Raw genomic sequence first — 954 nt, 5'->3', positions numbered from 1 at the left:
TGGCGCAGGCACACAAGCTCAACAGCAGTCCGATCAGCAGGCTCAATCGCTTCATTGCGGATACCCCTTCTGCGGCTGATTGGGGTAGACGTTGCGCTGTTTGTTCGGCGCCGGTTTGTTGATCAGCAGACCCGCACGAGGGGTCCAGTGAGCGGATTGGTGAATGTAGCGACTGCGCAACAAACACTCCTCGGCGGGACCGAGGCTGACCTCGTTGCCTGCCAGGGTTTGCGCCAGGATTTGTTCGGCGATGGGGCGTAATTCCTCCGGGAGAGCCCAATCAGGCCGTGCCTCCAGATTCTTGAACGGCACGCCATGGCGCACCCCCAGTTCACGCATCAAGCGCAGGGCAATCAACGCCAATTCACCACGCACCGGGCGGTCGAGTACCAGCACCAACCAGTATTCATCCAATTTGGATTCAGACGGACCACGCGGGACTGAAGGAATCGGCAAGGCCTTGACCTCAAGGCTGCCGTCGCCGGCCAGGCCGTATTCACGCAAGACTCGCGCCTGGGCGTGCAGTTGCTTCCATTTTGGGTGCGACTCCGGCCGTTGATAGACCGACACACCGATCCGCTGCGGCGCCGTGACCCATAACCGCTCCCGGGCTCTCGGCAAGTAGCCACCGCCGACATCCGAGTGCACGCCGGGCAGACTGATTTGCCGATGACCGTGGACCACGCTGTTGAGGGCGAAATTCACACGGTGCTCGTCCCGGGCCTGCAACTGGATGATCTGGCGGGCGCAACCGGGGGGCAGGTACAGGTTGACCCCCGGGTTGTCGTCATTGGCCACGCTCAGGTCCGCGCCCATGATCGCCGCGACGGTGTCGAACAGTCCGATCAGGTTGAGACTGACGTCCACGGCGGGGTCGAAGTCCGTTGTCAGGCCAAAGCGCCCGGCCTGCAACACGTTGGCGAACACCCCGCGTCCCGACTTTAGCAGCTCATT

General features: G+C 62.4%; 1 pseudogene. It reads right to left on the bottom strand.

Annotated features, from left to right (window positions below):
• Window positions 1-51 precede the first annotated feature (51 nt).
• Window positions 52-954: pseudogene (locus KW849_RS30970) on the bottom strand (DUF2235 domain-containing protein); the annotation flags it as partial.

The organism is Pseudomonas sp. PDM26 (assembly GCF_019219185.1).
Lineage (GTDB): Bacteria > Pseudomonadota > Gammaproteobacteria > Pseudomonadales > Pseudomonadaceae > Aquipseudomonas.
This window is presented reverse-complemented; position numbering and strand designations above follow the sequence as displayed.